The sequence below is a fragment of the Nonomuraea sp. NPDC050790 genome, assembly GCF_044456745.1.
Taxonomy (GTDB): domain Bacteria; phylum Actinomycetota; class Actinomycetes; order Streptosporangiales; family Streptosporangiaceae; genus Nonomuraea.
On the sequence record NZ_JBITGF010000011.1, the window covers coordinates 80869 to 100915 of the forward strand.

General features: G+C 68.7%; 19 protein-coding genes and 1 riboswitch. Of the genes, 10 read left to right on the forward strand and 9 right to left on the reverse strand.

The window, feature by feature from the left end; translation table 11 throughout:
* Positions 1-28: 28 nt before the first annotated feature.
* Complete coding sequence (locus tag ACIBEJ_RS42965; protein WP_397188729.1) at positions 29-499, reverse strand: hypothetical protein; 471 nt, start codon at positions 497-499, stop codon at positions 29-31.
* 143 nt (positions 500-642) lie between these two features.
* Between ACIBEJ_RS42965 and lysX the strand changes: the two genes are divergently transcribed.
* Positions 643-2100 (forward strand): bifunctional lysylphosphatidylglycerol synthetase/lysine--tRNA ligase LysX, encoded by a 1458-nt coding sequence (lysX, locus tag ACIBEJ_RS42970; RefSeq protein WP_397188913.1) that lies wholly within the window; start codon positions 643-645, stop codon positions 2098-2100.
* Here the strand turns inward: lysX and ACIBEJ_RS42975 are convergent.
* On the reverse strand, positions 2084-3139 hold the full coding sequence (locus ACIBEJ_RS42975) for a cytochrome P450 (protein ID WP_397188730.1): 1056 nt from the start codon (positions 3137-3139) through the stop codon (positions 2084-2086). The genes lysX and ACIBEJ_RS42975 overlap by 17 nt on opposite strands.
* 351 nt (positions 3140-3490) lie before the next feature.
* On the opposite strand from ACIBEJ_RS42975, the gene ACIBEJ_RS42980 reads away from it, so the two are divergent.
* Positions 3491-3703 (forward strand): LuxR C-terminal-related transcriptional regulator, encoded by a 213-nt coding sequence (locus tag ACIBEJ_RS42980; protein WP_397188731.1) that lies wholly within the window; start codon positions 3491-3493, stop codon positions 3701-3703.
* 450 nt (positions 3704-4153) lie between these two features.
* Here the strand turns inward: ACIBEJ_RS42980 and ACIBEJ_RS42985 are convergent, their stop codons facing one another.
* Positions 4154-5197: an NlpC/P60 family protein gene (locus tag ACIBEJ_RS42985; RefSeq protein WP_397188732.1), complete on the reverse strand. Its 1044-nt coding sequence runs from the start codon at positions 5195-5197 to the stop codon at positions 4154-4156.
* A gap of 5 nt (positions 5198-5202) precedes the next feature.
* Positions 5203-5351, reverse strand: a riboswitch (cyclic di-AMP (ydaO/yuaA leader).
* Positions 5352-5687: 336 nt separating this feature from the next.
* Between ACIBEJ_RS42985 and ACIBEJ_RS42990 the strand changes: the two genes are divergently transcribed.
* From ACIBEJ_RS42990 to ACIBEJ_RS43015, 6 genes are all read left to right on the forward strand, one after another.
* Positions 5688-6257, forward strand: a complete 570-nt coding sequence (locus ACIBEJ_RS42990; RefSeq protein ID WP_397188733.1) for an amino-acid N-acetyltransferase — start codon at positions 5688-5690, stop codon at positions 6255-6257.
* Between the two features lie 85 nt (positions 6258-6342).
* Positions 6343-7617, forward strand: coding sequence for an RDD family protein (locus ACIBEJ_RS42995; RefSeq protein WP_397188734.1), 1275 nt, complete (start codon positions 6343-6345; stop codon positions 7615-7617).
* 114 nt (positions 7618-7731) lie between these two features.
* Positions 7732-8238, forward strand: coding sequence for an RDD family protein (locus ACIBEJ_RS43000; RefSeq protein WP_397188735.1), 507 nt, complete (start codon positions 7732-7734; stop codon positions 8236-8238).
* A 496-nt stretch (positions 8239-8734) separates the two neighbouring features.
* Complete coding sequence (locus ACIBEJ_RS43005) at positions 8735-9067, forward strand: Lsr2 family protein (protein WP_184971356.1); 333 nt, start codon at positions 8735-8737, stop codon at positions 9065-9067.
* A 615-nt stretch (positions 9068-9682) separates the two neighbouring features.
* Positions 9683-12187 (forward strand): ATP-dependent Clp protease ATP-binding subunit, encoded by a 2505-nt coding sequence (locus ACIBEJ_RS43010; protein WP_397188736.1) that lies wholly within the window; start codon positions 9683-9685, stop codon positions 12185-12187.
* Between the two features lie 465 nt (positions 12188-12652).
* Positions 12653-13591, forward strand: coding sequence for a sugar phosphate isomerase/epimerase family protein (locus ACIBEJ_RS43015; protein ID WP_397188737.1), 939 nt, complete (start codon positions 12653-12655; stop codon positions 13589-13591).
* Positions 13592-13908: 317 nt separating this feature from the next.
* On the opposite strand, the gene ACIBEJ_RS43020 is transcribed toward ACIBEJ_RS43015, so the two are convergent.
* Positions 13909-14379 carry a MarR family winged helix-turn-helix transcriptional regulator gene (locus ACIBEJ_RS43020; protein WP_397188738.1) on the reverse strand — a complete coding sequence of 157 codons (471 nt, stop codon included), beginning with the start codon at positions 14377-14379 and terminating at the stop codon, positions 13909-13911.
* A gap of 63 nt (positions 14380-14442) precedes the next feature.
* Between ACIBEJ_RS43020 and ACIBEJ_RS43025 the strand changes: the two genes are divergently transcribed.
* Positions 14443-14820, forward strand: a complete 378-nt coding sequence (locus ACIBEJ_RS43025) for a cupin domain-containing protein (protein WP_397188739.1) — start codon at positions 14443-14445, stop codon at positions 14818-14820.
* Between the two features lie 86 nt (positions 14821-14906).
* Here the strand turns inward: ACIBEJ_RS43025 and ACIBEJ_RS43030 are convergent, their stop codons facing one another.
* Entirely contained in the window at positions 14907-15662 is a 756-nt protein-coding gene (locus ACIBEJ_RS43030; RefSeq protein ID WP_397188914.1) for an A/G-specific adenine glycosylase, read from the reverse strand.
* Between the two features lie 195 nt (positions 15663-15857).
* Between ACIBEJ_RS43030 and ACIBEJ_RS43035 the strand changes: the two genes are divergently transcribed.
* Entirely contained in the window at positions 15858-16538 is a 681-nt protein-coding gene (locus ACIBEJ_RS43035) for a hypothetical protein (protein WP_397188740.1), read from the forward strand.
* A gap of 177 nt (positions 16539-16715) precedes the next feature.
* Here ACIBEJ_RS43035 and disA read toward each other — a convergent pair whose 3' ends face one another.
* The 4 genes from disA to ACIBEJ_RS43055 form a co-directional block, all read right to left on the reverse strand.
* The gene (disA, locus tag ACIBEJ_RS43040) at positions 16716-17801 is read right to left on the reverse strand and encodes a DNA integrity scanning diadenylate cyclase DisA (RefSeq protein WP_397188741.1); all 1086 of its coding nucleotides are present in this window, start codon (positions 17799-17801) and stop codon (positions 16716-16718) included.
* 41 nt (positions 17802-17842) lie between these two features.
* On the reverse strand, positions 17843-19240 hold the full coding sequence (radA, locus tag ACIBEJ_RS43045; protein WP_397188742.1) for a DNA repair protein RadA: 1398 nt from the start codon (positions 19238-19240) through the stop codon (positions 17843-17845).
* A 133-nt stretch (positions 19241-19373) separates the two neighbouring features.
* A complete protein-coding gene (gene trxA, locus ACIBEJ_RS43050; protein WP_397188743.1) occupies positions 19374-19679 on the reverse strand; it encodes a thioredoxin in 306 nt (101 codons plus the stop codon).
* Positions 19676-20041: a MerR family transcriptional regulator gene (locus ACIBEJ_RS43055; protein ID WP_397188744.1), complete on the reverse strand. Its 366-nt coding sequence runs from the start codon at positions 20039-20041 to the stop codon at positions 19676-19678. Before ACIBEJ_RS43055 ends, trxA begins: the two co-directional genes overlap by 4 nt.
* Positions 20042-20047: the final 6 nt, after the last annotated feature.

Below are 20047 nucleotides of genomic sequence, written 5' to 3' on the forward strand. Positions count from 1 at the left end.
GGGGGCCGCCTGCGGTTCGTGGGTGTGGTTACTCGGCCTCGGCCGTGTACAGGTACTTCCACGGGCCGCACTTGATCGGGTGGCTGCTGTGCGGGCCGATCTGGCAGACCTTGACGCGCAGGCTGAAGACGTCGTCCTCCGAGAAGGCGTACTTCTTGTAGCCCGGGTAGCCGCAGTACTTCTTCGTGTAGACCGTCGACCAGTCGTAGTCGAAGTCGCTGGCCTGGAACTTCACGTACGCGCACTTGCCACCCTGCTTGTAGGTGCGGGAGTCGAGGTCATAGAGCCGGCCGGTCACGTTGACCGTGTTGGACTCCTGGTGCTCGTCCCACTCGACGCCGACCCAGCCGTGCGACTTGGCCTGGAAGTTCTTGGCGTACGCGGGGCCCCAGTAGGAGCTGTAGTCGTAGCTGCTCGCGGAGGCGGCGGCGGGGAGGCTGAGGGCGAGGGCGGAGGCGGCGGCAAGGGCGAGGGTGCCGATGGCGATCTTCTTCATCATGGTCTCTCTCCTGGGACCCGGAGGTGCTGTGCTCCATTGGTAACGGAGAGTGCTTGCAGCGCCCCTGCAGAGAGCCGACGAGCCCTTGCAGTTCGCCATATCCCCTACCCTTTGTTCTTGTGAGCGACGAACTTCCCGAGCAGATGCGCATCCGGAGGGAGAAGCTCGACCGCCTCCGCAGCGAGGGCGTCGAGCCCTTCCCGGTCAACTTCCCCCGTACGGCGACCAACGCCGAGGTCAGGGAGAAATACCAGGGACTCGACCCGGACACCGCCACGGGAGACAAGGTCGCGATCGCCGGCCGGGTCATGCTCAACCGCGTCGGCGGCAAGCTCTGCTTCGCCACCCTGCGCGACGGCTCCGGCGACCTTCAGGTCATGGTCTCGCTCGACAAGGTCGGCGAGGAGTCGCTGGCCGCGTGGAAGAGCGACGTCGACCTCGGCGACCACGTCGGCGTCGAGGGCGAGGTCATCACCTCGCGCCGCGGCGAACTGTCGATCCTGGCCGACTCCTGGCAGATCACCGCCAAGTGCCTGCGCCCGCTGCCCGAGAAGCACCTCGGCCTCACCGACCCCGAGGCCCGCGTGCGCCAGCGTTACGTCGACCTCATCGTCAACGACGAGGCCCGCAGGATGGCCCACCTGCGCAGCGCCACCGTGCGCGCCGCCCGTGACTTCTGGCACGAGGAGGGCTACCTGGAGGTCGAGACCCCGATGCTCCAGCCCATCCACGGCGGGGCCACGGCGCGGCCGTTCAAGACCCACATCAACGCCTACAGCATGGAGCTCTACCTCCGCATCGCGATCGAGCTCTACCTCAAGCGGCTCGTGGTCGGCGGCATCGAGAAGGTCTTCGAGATCAACCGCAACTTCCGCAACGAGGGCGCGGACTCCACGCACAACCCCGAGTTCACCATGCTCGAGGCGTACGGCACCTACCTCGACTACCACGACATGGCCGACCTGACCCAGCGCATGTACCAGAAGTGCGTGGTGGCCGCGCTGGGCACCTCGGTGGTCGTGCACGACGGCGTCGAGGTGGACCTGGGCATCAAGGAGTGGCCGCGCATCACGCTCTACGGCTCGGTCTCCGAGGCGCTGGGCGAGGAGGTGACGACCGAGACGTCCCTTGAGCAGGTCCGGAAATATGCCGACAAGCGGGACATCCACTGGGATCCGAAGTGGGGCCAGGGCAAGCTCGTCCAGGAGATCTTCGAGGAGCTGGTCGAGCACACGCTCATCCAGCCCACCTTCGTCATGGACTACCCGCTGGAGACCTCGCCCCTGGCCCGCAACCACCGCGACAACCCGCTGGTCACCGAGAAGTGGGACCTCATCGGGTTCGGCACCGAGCTGGGCACCGCCTACTCCGAGCTCATCGACCCGATCGAGCAGCGCCGCCGCCTGGTCGAGCAGTCGCTGCTGGCCGCCGGGGGCGACCTCGAGGCCATGCAACTGGACGAGGACTTCCTCCAGGCCCTGGAGTACGCCATGCCCCCGACCGGTGGCGTGGGCGTCGGCATCGACCGGATGATCATGGCCTTCACCGGCAGGAACATCCGCGAGACCATCCTGTTCCCCCTGGTCAAGCCGACAGCCTGACGGGGAGCCCGGCCAGCCCCCGCAAAACCACGTTCTCCTTGTACGGCGGCGCCTCCTCGGCCAGCTTGAGGCCCGGCGCCGCCTTGGCCAGGGCTCGCAGGGCGATCTCGCCTTCCATGCGGGCCAGGGTGGCGCCGAGACAGAAGTGAATCCCCAGCCCAAAGGCCAAATGCCGCCCTGGGTCGCCCCGATCTGAGGTGAAGCGTCGTGGGTCGAAGCGTCGTGGGTCGAAGCGGTCCGGGTCGGGGAAGGCGGCTGGGTCGCGGTTGGCCGATCCGACCAGGGCCAGCACCGGCGTACCCGCGGGCAGGGGCAGGCCGCCCAGTTCCGCGTCCCGCAGCGCCGTCCTGGCCGTGAGCTGCACCGGCGGGTCGTACCGCAGCACCTCCTCCACGACCGGACGCGGATCCTCCGACGCCAGGTGGAGCAGGCCGTGCCGGGCCAGGTGGAGCACGCCGTTGGCGATCAGGTTGACGGTCGTCTCGTGCCCGGCGACCAGCAGCAGCACGCAGGTGGCCAGCAGTTCGGCCTCGGTGAGCTCCTCGACCTGGCCGAGCGCGCTGAGCAGATCCTCACCCGGACGTTTCCGCCGCTCGGCCAGCAGTTCGCGAAAGTACGCGCGGAACTCGAGCCCGGCCCGTTGGGAGGTTCCGGCCTGGCCGGAGGGCAGCAACGGGTCCAGCCCGCGGGCGAGCGCCTCGCTCCAGCCGCGGAAGCGCTCGTGGTCCTCCGGCGGCACCCCGAGCATCTCGGTGATCACCATAACCGGCAGCGGATAGGCGAACTCGGCCACCAGATCCGCCTCCTCACCCATGGCGCCGATCAGCTCCGCGGTGATCGCCTCGATCCGGGGGCGGAGCCGTTCCACCATCCGGGGGGTGAACGCGCGGCTGACCAGAGCCCGCAGCCGCGTGTGGTCCGGCGGATCGAGCCGGAGAAACGAGACCTGCGGCCCGCCGGGTTCGCCCGGCGCCGCCCCGTGGCCGAACCGGGCATCGCGCAGCACGGCCGAGACGTGCTCGTGTGATGTGGCTACCACCAAACCGCCTCGGGTGTGAAATAAATCGCCACGCTCGCGAAGCTCCCGATACTTTCCGTACGGGTCACGCCGGAACCCGGAATCGAACGGATCGAATCCCAGCACGTCGGCGGGGGTCAACGTCGGCTCCCCGGGGGCCTTGTAAGGATCAGTGAGATCGCTCATCGTGCCCCGAAGTGTGACGACATATGGCGAGTACTTCACATAGATTCGATCATGTCAATACTGCTGGTCAAGCTGGGCAATTGTCGAGCTTGACGACCTTTCCTGAATGCGTTTACCGTCTGCGGGACGAGCGCGTTGCGCGGTCCGATACGTCTGCGAGTTCTGCTGTTGGGGGGAGGGCTCCCGATGGAGGTGCTCACCGAGGGCGTTGAGCTGAGCCACGCCGATTTAGCCTTGCTTGCCGAGTTGGCCAAGGGAGTCACGGTCGATCGGGTAGGGCGTCGGCTGGAAATCAGTGGACGCACGGTACGCCGCCGTTTGCGCGGGATATGCGACAGGATCGGTGTGGCCACCGCCATCGAGGCAGTGGCCTGGGCGGCCCGCCGCCAACTGATCTAGCAGGGCTGGACCCGACCCCGCCGGTTCTCCGGCGGGGTCGACCACACCCCACCCACCACGGGCCTCACACCCGCGGCCCCACCCACCAACACACCCAACGCCGCGCGCCACATGCCCAGCAGTTCGCCAGGGCACCCGAAACCCGTGCCTACCCCCCGCGATCCGCCCCACGCGCCCGGTACTCCGCACCTCAGCACCGCGCCGCACGCAATGTGCCGCGCGCCAGACACTGGACATCGGGCGCCGCGCACCCCCGCGCCGTGCGCCGCACACCCCGCGCTCCGCGCCGTGCGCATGTGCCGTGCGGCCCCACGCCTTGCGGTGCGCGCCGTGCGTTCTAGGCCGCACTCTTGCGCCATGTGCCATGTGCCGCGCGCCGGGCACGCCGCGCCCCGTGCTCTGCGCCGGACAACCCGTGTGCCGTGCCCCGCGCGTCGTACCGCGTGGGGGTTAGTCGGCGATGCGGACGGCGCCTGCCCAGGGGCGGCGGGAGATGGAGGCCAGGCGGACCACGTCGCCGGTCTGGGGGGCGTGGACCATCATGCCGCCGCCGACGTAGATGCCGACGTGGTGCAGGTCGTTGTAGAAGAAGACCAGGTCGCCGGGGCGGAGTTCCTCGCGGGAGATGCGGGTGCCGGCGGTCCACTGGTCGCCGGTGTAGTGGGGCAGCGAGATGCCCACCCGCTGGTACGCCGCCATGACCAGGCCGGAGCAGTCGTAGGAACTGGGCCCCTCGGCCCCCCACACGTACGGCTTGAGCTGCTGTGTCAACGCCCACCTGGCCGCCTCGGCCGCCTTGCCGGAGCCGATGATCGGCAGGTTGACCCGGACCGCACGGGTCCCGGGACGGCCGGCCTCGCCGATGGCGCGCTGGAACAGGTCGCTCTCGACCTTCTTGACCAGCTTGCTGATCTTGTCGCGCCGCGCCTCCAGATCGTTGACGATCTTGGAGACCGCGTCGATGCGGGTCTTCGCCTCGGTCTGGGCCTTCGCGGCCAGTTCCCTGGCCCGGGTGACCTGGTTGACCTGCTCGCCCTGCTGCTGCTCCAGCGCGTAACTGGTCGCCGCGCGGTCGAGGAAGAGGTCGGGGTCGCCGGAGGCGGCGAAGGCGAGGGCGCGGCTGAAGCCGCCCATCATGTACTCGCTCTGGGCCAGCATCCCCGCCTTGTGCCGCTTGGCGGCGAGGTCGGCCTCGCTCGTGGCCAGTGTCTTCTTGGCGGCGTCGACGGCCTCCTGGGCGTCCTTGAGCTTCACCCGCTGGCCGTTGTACTGCTCGGTGAGCGTCTCGATCTCCAGGTGGAGCTTCTCGGCCTGCTCGGACAACTGCTTGAGCGACGGCTTCGGGTCGGCCGCTGCGGAACCGAGGGGGGTGACGACGAACGTCACCGCGGCTACGGCTGCCGTGAGAACGACCAACCGCTTCTTGATGCCTGGTTCGGGAGGGCGGGCATGCTTGCCCGCGGGCTTCCCCTCACGGTTACGCGTGCGCTTCACCAACCAGCTCCTCTCGTGGCCGCCTACCGGGTTAGCTGACGGGTTCGGGCCGGAGCAGCCCTACCGAGCCGTGGCTCGGATTCACCCCGGGGTGGCCTGAGGCCACCGGCGGGTCCCCGGCTCCCCTGGGGAGGGGATTAGGCGTGCCGCCGCGCGCAAAGCGCGGGTGACATCGACGCTGGACACTAGTGCACTCCTGGTTCGTGCTCAACCAGAACTGCCAAGTCGGTTGAGGTTTCACAACCGAAGTGTCACGGGGGGATCACGTGCTCCGCCGTACAAGAGCGACTTTATGCGCACTTTGCGGGTGCATGGGACGTACGTGAGGATCGGCGTCACCGAGGGAATCATTGCTCGTCATCGGGTATTCGCCTGGTGGTCGAGGGGGCGTCGCCTGTGGTCGGGCATGCTCGTCCACTAGGTGAGATGTTCGGGGAAGTAGGTGGGCAAATAGGGTTCAGCCGTAATTGCGTCTGTACTCTGAAGTGCCATGGAACAGGTCGTCGAACGGGCCGTACCCGACATCGAGGTCGTCGTCAGGCGAGCTCGTACGCCGGATGTCCGGACGATCAGGCGCCTGGTCGACACCTATGCCGGAGCCGGGCCTCGCCTGCTGGAAAAGGCCACGGTCACCCTTTACGAGGACGTCCAGGAGTTCTGGGTGGCCGAGCGTGACGGGCAGGTCGTGGGATGCGGCGCCCTGCACGTGTTGTGGGAGGACCTCGCCGAGATTCGCACCGTGGCCGTCGACCCCGACGTCCGCGGTCTCGGGGTCGGGAGCCAAATCGTTACCGCTTTGATCGGTACGGCCCGCGAACTCGGCCTGCGGCGGGTGTTCTGCCTGACATTCGCGGTGGATTTCTTCGCCGCGCATGGGTTCAACCCGATCAAGGGCACCCCGGTGTCCCCCGAGGTCTATGCCGAGCTGCTCGCCTCCTATGACGAGGGTGTAGCCGAGTTCCTCGACTTGGAGCACGTCAAGCCCAACACCCTGGGCAACACCAGGATGTTGCTCCACCTCCCGTCGTTTGACTCGGACCTCGACCAAAGGGAAAGGTGATTGTAGATACCTATGTCGATACGTTGGGCAGCGAAGGCATGTGTCCTGACATGTGCCACATGCACACTCGAAGCGAGGTGACACGGTGAGCACCGGACAGCCGCCGTATCCACAGGACGATCCCGGCGACAATTCCGGGACCCCCGAATACGGACAGCACAACGCGGGCCACGCACAGGGCGAGCCCGACCCGGACGTGACGGTCGTGGGCTACCGCCATGACGGTGACCCCTACGGCCAGCAGGGATACGGACAGCAGTCCGGCTCCCAGCCCGGTTATGGCCAGCCCCAGTACGGCCAGCAGCAGGGATACGGTCAGCAGCCCGGCTACGGTCAGCAGCCCGGTTCGCAGCCTGGCTACGGCCAGCAGCAACCCGGATACGGCCAGCCCGACTACAGCCAGCAGCAGTACGGCCAGCAGTCAGGCTCCCAGCCCGGCTACGGTCAGCAGCAGCCTGGTTATGGCCAGCAGCCCGGCTCGCAGCCGGGTTACGGCCAGCAGCAACCCGACTACGGCCAGCAGCCCGGTTACGGTCAGCAGCCCCAGTCCCAGCCCGGCTATGGCCAGCAGCAACCCGGGTACGGCCAGCAACCAGGCTCCCAGCCCGGATACGGCCAGCAGCAGCCCGGCTACGGTCAGCAGCCCGGCTCGCAGCCGGGTTACGGCCAGCAGCCCGGTTACGGCCAGCAGCCCCCGTCCGGGCAGCAGTACGCCCAGCCGGGTTACGGCCAGCAGCAGCCCGGCTATGGCCAGCAGCCCGGATACGGCCAGCAGCCCCAGGGCTACGGTCAGCAGGGCTACCAGCCCGGCTACGGCCAGCAGTACGGTCAGCCGGTGGGCGTACAGCCGCCCGGCGCGCCGGCCCCCCTGGCCGAGTGGTGGCAGCGCCTGGTCGCCCGAATCATCGACGGTGTGCTGTTCGGCATCGTCTACTGGGTGGTCAGCCTGATCATGGCCGGGATCTTCCTGGCGACGTACAGCTCCCTCGACGGTTCCACGTCGGGCTTCTTCGGCCCGGTGCTCGTCGGACTCATCGCGGGTGTGCTGATCGGGGCGCTCTATATCGCCTACGAGCTCATCATGACCAAGATGAACGGCCAGACGCTCGGCAAGATCGTCATGGGCATCAAGATCGTTCAGGTCGGCGGCGCCATGCCGACCGGCGGGCTGCCCACCGACGCCGCGCTGAAGCGGGCCGGCGTCACGTGGGGCGGATACCTGATCTCGGGCATTCCGTTCCTGGGCTGGCTCGGCTACATCTTCGTCGCGCTGAACGGCGCCTCGCAGCTGTGGGACAAGCCGCTGCAGCAGACGTTCGCCGACAAGGTGGCGCGTACCGTGGTGGTCAAGATCAAGTAGTGGTCGTGGTCATGGATTCAGGGGCCGCCGTCCGGTGGCCCCTGTTTCATGTGGGGCCCGGCCGTACCAAAATGAGGAGACAGCCGATCAATAGGCCGTCGAGAGGTTGAGGCTATGGCCGCGCCCGCCCAACGCACAGTGACCGCCGAATGGTGGGAGCGGCTGGTCGCGCGCCTCATTGAGGCTCTGGTCTTCGGCGTGTTCTATTACATTCTGTTCATCGCGCTGTGGACGTTCTTCCGGTCTGTAGGGCTGCTGGAGGTCTTCGACGGGCGGCTGCCCGAGGTCTTCGCTTGGTTCGTCGCAGGGCTCTTCTATACGGTCTACGACTGCGTGTCGCATTCCGCGGGCGGGCGAACCTTCGGACAGGCGATCATGCGGATTCGCGTGGTTCCCGCGGGCGGCGCCGATGTCACCTCCGGCGGGCTGCTGAAACGCGCTCTGCTGTATCCGGGCCCGACGATGTTGATGGGCATTCCGGTGCTCGATCTGGTGGCCGCGGTAGTGGCGTTCGGGGTGGGGATGCTCATCCTCATCGACCGGCCCCAACTGCGCGGGCCACATGACAGGCTGGCCGGAACGCGGGTGGTCAAAGATCCGCGCGAGCACGGGCGGGCCTGACGCCCCAAGAATTTCCCCTGATCCGGTAAGGAGCCTGGAGAGACTGGCATTAGGCTGTCAGTCGCCCAGGTCATCCCCAGGGGCTACCTGCCCCACGGGTGGCATCGGCGTGGCGCTATGGTCGGGCGACGGCGGTGGTAGGCGAACCGGCCGCCCCACGCGGCGCCGCGCCCGAGGCGTTCAGCCGGTTCCCGGGATATCCGCCACCGCGCAAACCCCGCGTCGGCGCGCCCGCCGAGCACGAATGGAAGGCCATACGGAAGCATTGGCGGCCGCCGTGACCCCGCCTGGAGCCGGCGGCGGCTTCGACTTTGGCGTGCGCTGAAGGCGCCCCGCAGACCCTCACGGGCCTCCGGCCAAACCGCCAGGATCGGGTCGAGAAGCACAACTGATCGGCGAGTCAGCCGAATCCGTGTCCCCTGAATTGTCTTAGCGCCTTTCCGGGTATATGTTTGGGCAGGCGAATGAAACAATGCTCCGGGAAAGGATTGCGTAGATGGCCAAGCAGATCCAGGAGATTCTCATCGATGACCTCGATGGGGGCGAGGCCAATGAGACGGTCAGCTTCGCTATTGACGGCGCTTCGTATGAGATTGACCTCAGTGACGTTAACGCCAAGAAGCTGAGGGATGCGCTCTCGCCTTTCGTGCAGCACGCTAGGCGCGGCGGTGCCGTCTCCACGCGTCGTCGGGGTCGCGGCGGGCAGCGCGCGATGACCCGCGAGAAGAGCTCCGAGATCAGGCAGTGGGCCAAGGCTCACGGCCTGCCCGTCAGCGAGCGCGGCCGAATCGCCTCCACCGTGGTGGAGAAGTACGAAGCCGCGCACTAACCGCTGTCGCGCTCGACCATGCGCTTATGACAGTTGCCTAGAACCCCGGCGACTGCCATAAGCGCATGATCGTTTTATAGGGCGGTCTTTGTCCTGGTTTGAGCGTCTCGCATCGTGGACCAGGGGGCCCATTGCGCCGCATTTGGTGCCTGGGATTCCCGGCGATTTCGCTCCGCCGTACCGAGCGAGTACTCACTCCCCGCAGCCGGATTTGCCGATGCACTCGCGGTTTACGCGGCCTTGATTCCTGAATGCCGATCAGTGCGGAGTCGCTGGCTGATCGCATGCCAACCGCTTGCCGGGAGGCCATAGGATGTCAAGTACGGCTTACGGATGTGTCCGGCGCCCCGCCGTGGCGGTCCGTGCGCGTGGCGGGCGGTAATTTCCCGGCCCTTCGCCGAGGGCGTCCTAAACCTCGTTCGCTTGCGGCGTATCGGGAACACACCACCCCCGAACGGTAGTTGGATGGAGGGTGAACGCCCTGCTCTCGGGGAACGTCTCTGCTATAGAGCGTGTCAGCGGCAGTGGGCACGGTTCGCCGAGCCAGGGCTAGCATGCGGGATGACGGGACCGGACTAAACCGGCCTGACTGACCGCTCTGTGAGGAGCGACGAGATGTTCGAGAGGTTCACCGACCGAGCGAGGCGGGTTGTCGTCTTGGCCCAAGAAGAGGCCAGGATGCTCAACCACAACTACATCGGCACTGAGCACATTCTTCTTGGTTTGATCCACGAAGGTGAGGGCGTTGCCGCCAAGGCTCTGGAGAGTCTCGGCATCAGCCTTGAGGGTGTGCGCCAGCAGGTCGAGGAGATCATCGGCCAGGGCCAGTCGGCTCCGTCGGGGCACATTCCTTTCACCCCGCGGGCCAAGAAGGTCCTCGAGCTGTCGCTCCGTGAGGCTTTGCAGCTGGGCCACAACTACATCGGAACCGAGCACATCCTGCTCGGGCTCATCCGCGAGGGTGAGGGTGTGGCGGCGCAGGTGCTGGTCAAGCTTGGAGCCGATCTCAACCGTGTGCGTCAGCAGGTGATCCAGCTACTGCACGGCTACCAGGGCAAGGAGCCGGCCGCCGCGGGCGGACCGCAGGAGTCGGCGCCGTCGACGTCCCTGGTGCTCGACCAGTTCGGCCGCAACCTGACCCAGGCAGCCCGCGAGGGCAAGCTGGATCCGGTCATCGGCCGTGAGAAGGAGATCGAGCGGGTCATGCAGGTCCTCTCCCGGAGGACCAAGAACAACCCCGTTCTCATCGGCGAGCCCGGCGTCGGCAAGACCGCCGTCGTCGAGGGGCTCTCCCAGAAGATCGTCAAGGGCGAGGTGCCCGAGACGCTGAAGGACAAGCAGCTCTACACGCTTGACCTCGGCGCTCTGGTCGCCGGCTCCCGCTACCGCGGTGACTTCGAAGAGCGCCTGAAGAAGGTGCTCAAGGAGATCCGCACCCGCGGCGACATCATCCTGTTCATCGACGAGCTGCACACGCTCGTCGGTGCGGGCGCCGCCGAGGGCGCGATCGACGCCGCCAGCATCCTCAAGCCCATGCTGGCCCGCGGTGAGCTGCAGACCATCGGCGCCACCACGCTCGACGAGTACCGCAAGTACCTCGAGAAGGACGCCGCGCTGGAGCGCCGGTTCCAGCCGATCCAGGTGGCCGAGCCCTCGCTCAGCCACACGATCGAGATCCTCAAGGGTCTGCGCGACCGCTACGAGGCGCACCACCGCGTGTCGATCACGGACGACGCGCTGGTCGCGGCGGCCCGCCTGGCCGACCGCTACATCAGCGACCGCTACCTGCCCGACAAGGCGATCGACCTCATCGACGAGGCCGGTTCCCGGATGCGCATCCGCAGGATGACCGCTCCGCCGGACCTGCGCGAGTACGACGAGAAGATCGCCAACGTCCGCCGCGACAAGGAGTCCGCGATCGACGCGCAGGACTTCGAGAAGGCGGCTGCCCTCCGCGACCAGGAGAAGCAGCTCCAGCTCAAGCGCGAGCGGCGGGAGAAGGAGTGGAAGGCCGGCGACATGGACGTCGTCGCCGAGGTCACCGAAGAGCTCATCGCGGAGGTCCTCGCCACGGCGACGGGCATCCCGATCTTCAAGCTGACCGAGGAGGAGTCCCAGCGCCTGCTCCGCATGGAGGACGAGCTCCACAAGCGGATCATCGGCCAGGACGACGCCATCAAGGGCCTGTCGCGCTCCATCCGGCGTACTCGCGCCGGTCTGAAGGACCCCCGCCGCCCCGGTGGCTCGTTCATCTTCGCCGGCCCGTCCGGCGTCGGTAAGACCGAGCTGTCCAAGGCGCTGGCGGAGTTCCTGTTCGGCGACGAAGACGCGCTGATCATGCTGGACATGTCGGAGTTCATGGAGAAGCACACCGTCTCCAGGCTGTTCGGCTCCCCGCCCGGCTACGTCGGGTACGAGGAGGGCGGCCAGCTCACCGAGAAGGTGCGGCGCAAGCCGTTCTCCGTGGTCCTGTTCGACGAGATCGAGAAGGCCCACCCCGACATCTTCAACTCGCTGCTGCAGATCCTGGAAGACGGTCGCCTGACCGACGCCCAGGGCCGCGTGGTCGACTTCAAGAACACGGTCATCATCATGACCACCAACCTCGGCACCCGGGACATCTCCAAGGGCATCGGAGTCGGGTTCGCGAAGTCGAACGACACGGAGTCCAACTACGACCGGATGAAGTCCAAGGTCCAGGAGGAGCTCAAGCAGCACTTCCGGCCCGAGTTCCTCAACCGTGTCGACGACATCGTGGTCTTCCACCAGCTCACGCCGAAGGAGATCATCAAGATCGTCGATCTGATGCTCGCCCAGGTGTCGGAGCGGCTGAAGGACCGGGACATGTCGCTGGACGTCGCGCAGGACGCCAAGCAGCTCCTGGCCGACCGCGGTTACGACCCCGTCATGGGGGCCCGGCCGCTGCGCCGTACCATCCAGCGTGAGCTGGAGGACTCGCTGTCGGAGAAGATCCTCTACGGCGAGCTGCGCGCGGGCCAGGTCATCAAGGTGACGATCGAGGGCGAAGGCGACAACGCCAAGTTCATCTTCACCGGCGAGACGGCGCCCACCCAGGTGCCCGACTCGGCGGCGGCGATCGCAGCGCCCATCCAGAACTGACCGGGTCACTCCGAGCCCCCCGCGGTCTCCGCGGGGGGCTCGGTGCTTTCCGGCCGGTCTTGTGCGGGCGTTGCCGGCAAGACCTTCCATCCCGTACGGCAAGCCCGCCGGCCCCCACCCCCGTCGCGCGTGACCGGCCCTCCAGGGTCACGCTCCTCCGCCTCACCGCTTCCCGCCGTGACGCGCGCACCCTTGCCCCGGCAATGTTTCCGAATCGTTTGTTGGACGGGGTGTTTCACCACGGCAGGTAGTACTACACTGTGTAGAGCATGAGGTCGCCAAGTCTCGTCCAAGTGCGCCACAAGAAGGCGCGCCTACCGTGAGGCTGCTCCCTGGGGAGTAGTGAGGAATCAACTCAGGGCGGACGCGTGGGCCACCCGGGAGCCGACATGCTCGGACAGGGTCCGCGCGATTTCCCGAGGCGGCCGACCGGAACAACACCAGTGCAAGCCGTGGAGGAAGCCGATGCGCCTGCGTCACGACGACGGAACGCTCGTTCACCTGGCCTACAACGCAGGCGTGCACCCCGCGGAAGACCTTGAGAACCTGATCGCCCACCTGACCCGCTACGCCGTACCCGTGCGCAAGCGGCTCGGGGTGGATCGCATGGGGATCGGGCTGTGGCTGTCCCCGGCCGTGGCCGACCATCTGACGGCCGACCGCATCGAGCTGGTACGGCTGCGCCGTTCCCTGGAGGAGCGCGGTCTCGAGGTCGTCAGCCTCAACGGCACCGGCGGACGCAACCAGGAGGTCCCCGGCCCCGACTGGGCCAAGCCCGAGCGCTACCGCTACACGATGGCGCTGGCCAAGATCCTGGCGTTCCTGCTGCCGGAGGACGTACGGTTCGGCAGCATCTCCACCATTCCGATCGGCTGGCGGCGCGACTGGCCGTCCGATCTGCACGCGATCGCCACCAAGCGTCTCGAACGGCTGGCGCGCGAGCTGCGCGGCATCTACAGCGTCACCGGCAAGACCATCAGGGTCGGCTTCGAGCCGTGGCCCGGGTGCGTACTGGAGACGACCGAGCAGGCGTTGGAACGGGTGTGCGGCATCGACTCCGAACACCTGGGCGTGTGCCTGGACGCCTGCCACCTGGCCTGCGGCGCCGAGGAGCCCGGCGAGGCGCTACGCGGCCTGGCCGCCGCCGGCGCCCCCGTGGTCAAGCTGGGCCACGTCCACAACCACACCGACGAGAACCCGAGCACCGGCGCGGTCCTGCACGACACGTTGACGGCGATGCTGTCCGGCGCGGTGAACGGCACGGCCCACATTGAGGTCGAAACCCACAACCTCGTGGTCCCCGGCCGCGCCAAGGGCCCCGGCGCCCTGGTCAACCTCCTGGCCGAAGAACTCGACTGGGCCCGCACCAACCTCACCAGCCTCGGCCTCCAGCTAGCCGCCTGACCCAGAGCTCTCCCGTACTGAGAGCCCCTCACCCCACTCCGCGACTCCCGCCTGCGCTGCCTCGTGCGGCTCTGTCCCCGCTGGGGCTCACGCCGGTCCGTGCCCGCGGAGGGCCCGCGGAGGGCCCGCGGCGGGCCCGCGGAGGGCCCGCTTCCCTCGGCCCGCCGCGCTGCGCTGGTCTGCCCGGCGGTGCCGCCGTGCTGCTCCGTGTTGCGCTGTCTCGGCCCGCTGTGGCGTGTTGTGCTGGGCCTGGCGGTTGGGTCGTGTTCGGGGGTGGGCAGGGGGCTTGGTCTTGTGGCGAGCGTGGGGGCGTGGGGTTAGAGGGTGCCGAACCAGCCGGGGATGTCCAGGCGGAAGAAGTCTGGCGGGGTCATGGTGCGGAGGTCGTGTTCCAGGGCGCTCAGCCGGTGTTCGCCCAAGGTGTCGGCCCAGGTGCGGCGTAGGTCGTCGAAGATGGTGGCGGACTTGGTCAGGGCGTCCACGCCGTGCGCGGTCAGGTTGACGGTTTTGCGGCGGGAGTCGGTGGGGTCGGTGCTGCGTTCCACGTAGCCGAGGCGTTCCAGGGTGTCGATGGTCTTTCCGGCTGCCTGTTTGGTGACGCCCAGGGTGCGGCCGAGTTCGACGGCGGTGGTGCCGTGGGGGCCTACCGCCTGCATGACGAAGCCGTGCATGGGGCGGAGGTCCGGGTGGCCCTGGCGGGCGAGCTCGGCGTGGAGCTGATCGATGATCACGCGGAACCCCATGAACAGGCGCAGCGGCAGCTCGAAACCGGGAGGCTCGCTTGACATGATAGACAACCTCGTTTACCTTTATGGACAACTTGGTTGTCTATTCTACACGAGGTGAGCGCCATGACTCTTGTCCGCAACGCCGACGCCCGCGTCACCGAGACGCCCGGGGGTGTCATGACCACTCTGGCCTCGCCCACGCAGGGCGGTGCCAGCCGGTCCCTGTGGCGGGTGGAGGTGAAGCCCGGCGGCCAGGGGCCGGTGCACGACTTCGACGTCGAGCAGGTGTGGACCTGGATCGCGGGGAGTGCCACCGTGTCGCTGGGTGAGGAGACCTTCACGGTGGGGGCGGGGGACACCGTCGTCATGCCCGCCCGCACGCTCCGCCACATCGTGGCCGACGAGGCCGAGGGCTACACCGCCGTGGTGACCGCTCCGGGCGATGCCCGCGCGACGGGGGCCGACGGCCAGGACTTCGGCACCCCGGCCTGGATCGCCTGACCACGCCGTATTCCGCGCCGCGTGCTCGCCGCACTGGACGACGTGGCGCCGATCCTCGCTCGGGCGCCTGTGGCGCGACCCGGGCGTCAGGTGGGGAGTTGGTAGGTGCCGTCGGCCAGGTGTTCGGCCAGGCCGTCGGTGATGAGGCCGTCCAGGGCGCGTTCGCGCTGGACGTGGTCGTCCCAGACCGCGTCCAGCGCCGCCTTCGGGACCGGGCCGTGGGCGGCGCGGAGCACCGCCAGGAGGCGGCCGCGGCACTGGCGGTCGGTTCCGGCGTATGTCTGGCCCTTTCTGGCCGGGCCGTCGTGGGGTGGTTTGCCGGACAGGCGCCACGTGCACACGTGGGAGATCGGGCAGTCGGCGCAGCGGGGGCTGCGGGCCGTACAGACCAGGGCGCCCAACTCCATGACGGCCACTCCCCAGCGGGGCGCGCCCAGGGCGGGCAGGAGGGCTTCGGCGAGGCGGCGCTCGGCGGCTGAGGTCGCGGTCGGCGGGTACTCGTCGCCGGTCACGGCTCGGGCGAAGACCCGGCGGACGTTGGTGTCCAGGACGGCGTGGCGGCCGCCGAAGGCGAAGCTGGCCACGGCGGCGGCGGTGTACTCGCCGATGCCGGGCAGGGACAGCAGCGTCGCGTGGTCCGAGGGGACCTCGCCGCCGTGCTCGTCGGTGATCGCCTTGGCGCACGCGTGCAGCCGCAGCGCGCGGCGCGGGTAGCCGAGGCGGCCCCAGTGGCGTACCGCCTCGCCCGGCGGTTCCACGGCCAAAGCCTTGGGGGTGGGCCAGCGTTCCATCCACTCGTGCCAGATCGGCAGCACCCGGCTGACCGGCGTCTGCTGCAGCATGATCTCGCTGACCAGCACGCCCCAGGGCGTCGCGTCATCGGCACGCCAAGGGAGATCCCGGGCTTTCTCTGCGTACCACTCCAGAACGGGGGTGTGGAGGAGGATCGGCTCGATCACCCGCCTTAGCGTACGCGGAGATGGCGGATGACGGCGTGTCGTCACCCTCGGTGGCCACAGAATTACCATGCTGTGCGTATGGATTCGGATGCGATGCGTGGCGATGGCGGCGACGTCTACTGGCGTCGGCGCATGAGCGTGCTGGTCGGAGTGCTGGTGGTGGTCGCCGTCGTGGCGTGGGCCTGCTCCAGCGGTTCCAGCGGTCCGCAGCGGAGCTCCAGCGCGCAGACCGCCACGAGCGGTCCGCCCGCGGCCGATCCGCTTCTGGCCGGTCTGCGTACTCTCGCTCTCGGTACGGCCAGCCCAAGCCCCACCCCGTCCCCCACGAAGAACCCCGCCACCCCGGCCCCGGCCAAGGTGAAGCGACCCGGCGCGCCGTGCGAGGAGCGCGACCTGGTCCTCAGCCTTCAGGGCAGGCAGGAGGTGTACGGCGCGGGCGCCATGCCCCACCTGATGGCCACGCTCGTCAACACGGGCCAGGTCATGTGCACGACCGACGTGGGCCCGCGGGCCATGGAGATCCGGATCACGTCGGGCGAGGACCGCATCTGGTCGACGGCCGACTGCGTGAGCGGGGACACGGGAACGGCGCAGAAGCTGGAGCGGGGCATCCCGTTCGTCCGCACGGTGGACTGGGACCGCAAACGCTCCCGCACCGAGTGCGCCGCCACCCGCCCCAACGCGCTCCCCGGCACCTACGTCGCGGTGGCCCGCCTGGGCAAGCTCAAGAGCCCCCTGGTCGTCTTCCACCTCCGCTAGCGCCTTTCCGTTACGGCAAGCCACCCCACCCGCCCCGCCGCCGCCCGCGCGCGCCCGTCGAGCGATGGTCGTGAGGGCTCACGGACTTCTCGCCGTGACAACTCCGCTCCTGGCACGCGGCGTGGTGGAAGGGAACGACAGGTGGCCCGGCCGCGACAACCTCAGAAGAGACAGCCGCTACACGTAACGCTCAAGGATGCTGGACTCGGCGAGGCGGGACAGGCCCTCGCGGACGCTGCGGGCGCGGGACTCGCCGACGCCGCCCACCGCCTGGAGGTCGTCGATGCTGGCCGCGAGCAGCTTCTGCAGCCCCCCGAAGTGGTCCACCAGCCGGTCGACGACCGTCGCCGGCAGGCGGGGCACCTTGGCCAGCAGGCGGAAGCCGCGCGGGCTGACCGGGCTGTCCAGGGTCTCGTTGCCGCTGTGGCCCAGGACGTGGGCGACCGCGGACAGGTCGAGGAGTTCGCTGCCCGTGAGGTTGTCGAGGGAGTGGAGCGCCTCGGCGAAGTTGCGGTGGCGCCGGCCCGCCGGGGCGGGCAGGTAGTCGCGGACGACCAGTTCGCGCTCCGAGTCGACCCCGGCCACCAGCTCGTCGAGCTGCAACGACAGCAGGCGGCCGTCGGTGCCGAGCTCGACCACGTAGCCCTTGATCTCGTCGCTGATGCGGCGCACCATCTCCAGCCGCTGCGCCACGGCGGCCACGTCGCGGACCGTCACCAGGTCCTCGATCTCCAGCGCCGACAGCGTGCCGGAGACCTCGTCGAGGCGGTGCTTGTAGCGCTCAAGGGTGGCCAGCGCCTGGTTGGCGCGCGACAGGATGGCGGCCGACTCCTCCAGCACGTAGCGGATGCCGTCGAGGTAGAGGGCGATGATGCGCATGGACTTGCTGATCGCGATGATCGGCAGGCCGGTCTGGCGGGCCACGCGCTGGGCGGTGCGGTGGCGGGTGCCGGACTCGTCGGTCGGGATGGACGGGTCGGGCACGAGGTGGACGGCGGCGCGGACGATCTTGTCCTCGGCGTGGTGGATGACGATCGCGCCGTCCATCTTGGCCAGCTCGCGCAGCCGGGTGGGCGAGAACTCGACGTCGAGCAGGAACCCGCCACTGCACAGATCCTCGACGGAGTCGTTGTAGCCCAGCACGATCAGGCCGCCGGTCTGCCCGCGCAGGATCCGCTCCAGGCCGTCGCGTAGCTGGGTGCCCGGCGCCACTGCGGCCAGGGCTTCGCGACGACGGTCGTCAAGACTCCTGTCGTTTGGCACCTGACCCCCGTGTAGATACGTCAACTTTCAGCTTAGCGGGGCTATGTGACGTGTGTGAGTGCGTCCCACACGTTCTCCGCCTGCACGACCTCGAAGCCGGGCGCGAACGACACCGGTCCGACCGGGACCAGCGAGCGCTGTCCGGCACGCTTGCCGCCCGATTCCTCAAGCGATCCGGCGGGTACGAGCGCGCGGGTGAACCCGAGCCGCGCGGCCTCGGTGAGCCGCCTCCGGACGTCCTTGACCGGCCGCAGCTCCCCGGCCAGGCCGACCTCACCGAGGGCGACCAGGCCGGACGGCAGCGGTTTGTCACCCGCCGCACTGGCCACAGCGAGCATAACGGACAAGTCAACGGCGGGGTCAGCGATTTTCAGCCCGCCGACCGTGGCGGTGAACACGTCGCACCCGCCCAGCTTGGCGTTGAGCCGGCGTTCGAGTACGGCCAGCACCAACTGCACCCGGTAGGAGTCGAGCCCCGAGGTGGTGCGCCGGGGCTGCTGCGCCTCGGTGCGGGCGACCAGCGCCTGGACCTCGGCGGGCAGCGGCCGGGTGCCCTCCACGGTCACGGTCACGCAGGTGCCGGGTACGGGTTTGCTGCGATGGGAGACGAACAGCCCGGTGGGGTCGGTGATGCCCTCGATGCCGCGTTCGTGCAGGTCGAAGCAGCCCACCTCGTCGGTCGGGCCGAAGCGGTTCTTCACCGCGCGCACCAGGCGCAGCCGCGAGTGGCGGTCGCCCTCGAAGTTGAGCACCACGTCGACGAGGTGCTCCAGCGTGCGGGGCCCGGCGATCGAGCCCTCCTTGGTGACGTGGCCGACCAGCACGGTCGCCAGGTTGCGCTCCTTGGCCAGCCGGACCAGGTTCGCCGCGACCTCGCGCACCTGGGTGACGCCGCCCGGCACGCCGGTGGTCTGCGCGGAGCCGATCGTCTGCACCGAGTCGACCACGAGGAAGCGCGGCTGGACCTTCTCCACGTGCGTGACCAGCGCGGACAGCTCGGTCTCCGCGGCCAGGTAGAGGTTGTCGCGCAGCGCCCCGATGCGGTCGGCGCGCAGCCTGACCTGCGCGGCCGACTCCTCGCCCGTGACGTAGAGGACGGTGGCGCGCTGGGCGATGGAGGCCGCCGCCTCCAGCAGCAGCGTGGACTTGCCGATGCCGGGCTCCCCGGCCAGCAGGATGACGGCGCCGGGCACGATGCCCCCGCCGAGGACCCGGTCGAGCTCGCCCACGCCGGTGGTGCGCGCGGTGGCGATCTCGGCCTTGACCTGCCCGATCGGTACGGCCGGCGCCGTCGTCGCCCCCGCCTGCACCACGTGGACGCCCTTGGCGCCCTCCTCGTCGACCGTGCCCCAGGCCTGGCACTCGCCACAGCGGCCGACCCACTTGAGCGTGCGCCAGCCGCACTCGGTGCAGCGATAACCCGTCGCAGTCTTGGCCATGCGGAGCAGGCTAGCGGGCGGGAACGACAAACCACGCGAGGCCCAGGTCGCGGAAGTACGCGAGGCCAGGTCGCGAAACTACGCGAGGCCAGGTCGCGCAGGTCGCGCAAGTACGCGAGGCCAGGTCGCGAAACTACGCGAGGCCCAGGTCGCGCTCCAGCAGGCGCCTCGGCTTGGCGCCGATGATCTGCCTGGACGGCTGCCCGTTCTCGAACAGGATCAGGGTCGGCAGGCTCATCACGCCGAAACGCGCCATGATCTGCGGGTGCTCGTCGGTGTTGAGCTTGCCGATCGTCAGGCCGTGCGCGGCCTCGATCTCCTCCAGCACCGGCGCGACCATGCGGCACGGCCCGCACCATTCGGCCCAGAAGTCCACGAGCACCGGCTTGTCGCTCCGTAGTACCTGCTCGTCGAAGTTGTCCGTGGTCAGCGTGATCATCGATCCCCCTTGAAGGCACATCCTGAGCAGAGTTGCGCGGCCACCTCGGCCCGGCGGGCGAGCAGCGTGCGGATCTCGGAGTCGATCTCCTCCAGCTTGCGCCGGTAGACCTCCACCGAGCCGGCGCAGTCGCCGCCGGAGGAGTGGCCGGAGCGCAGGCACTCGACGAAGGGCCGGGCGTCGTCCAGCGTGAAACCGTTGGTGAGCAGCGTGCGGATCTCGCTGACCAGCCGGACGTCGTCCTCCTGGTACTCGCGGTAGCCGTTGGCGGAGCGCCGGGCGCTGATCAGGCCGTGCTGCTCGTAGTAGCGCAGTGACCTGGTGCTCACGCCGGCCCGTCTGGCCAGTTCACCGATCCGCATGCCTCC